1 pseudogene is annotated in these 998 nt (G+C 45.4%); it reads left to right on the top strand.

From position 1 onward, the window contains the following. Window positions 1-998 (top strand): annotated as a pseudogene (locus ACVC3Y_RS00650) (hypothetical protein); the annotation flags it as partial.

Below are 998 nucleotides of genomic sequence, written 5' to 3'. Positions count from 1 at the left end.
GTGTAGGAGATGCAAGTAACCCAGTATGGGCAGATGCAGATTGTGACGGAGACGGCGAACCAAACGCAACGGATCCAGATCCATTAGATCCATGTGTAGGAGGAAACTTAGCAAACGTAGACTTATCGGATATAACATCAGATTGGTATACATCCGATTGTGATGGAGACGGAGTAATCAACGGAACAGAAGTAGATCCAGATATGGATGGTACCGCAGGACCTGATGGAACAGATCCAACCGATCCATGTGATTACAACGTAGCAGATATAACAGTAACACAAGCTGGAGATTGGTTAACCGCAGATTGTGATGGAGATGGAGATCCAAACGGAACTGATCCAGAACCACTAGATCCATGTGTATTCACAGCAGGCAGTGTAGGAGATGCAAGTAACCCAGTATGGGCAGATGCAGATTGTGACGGAGACGGCGAACCAAACGCAACGGATCCAGATCCATTAGATCCATGTGTAGGAGGAAACTTAACAAACGTAGACTTATCGGATATAACATCAGATTGGTATACATCCGATTGTGATGGAGATGGAGTAATCAACGGAACAGAGGTAGATCCAGATATGGATGGTACCGCAGGACCTGATGGAACAGATCCAACCGATCCATGTGATTACAACGTAGCAGATGTTACAGTAACTCCAACTGGAGATTGGTTAACAGCGGATTGTGATGGTGATGGAGAACCAAATAGCACAGATACAGATCCATTCGATCCATGTGCAGGAGATACAGACATAACAACAAACCCACAACCAACCGATCCAAACTATTCTGTTTGGGCAGCAGCAGATTGTGATGGCGATGGCGCACCAAACGGTACGGACACAGCACCATATGATCCATGTGTAGGTGGCGATGTAGTAAATGTAGATTTATTAGATACAACTAGTGATTGGTATACATCCGATTGTGATGGAGATGGAGTAATCAACGGAACAGAGGTAGATCCAGATATGGATGGTACCGCAGGACCTGAT

The sequence above is a fragment of the Lacinutrix cladophorae genome, assembly GCF_053604645.1.
This window is presented reverse-complemented; position numbering and strand designations above follow the sequence as displayed.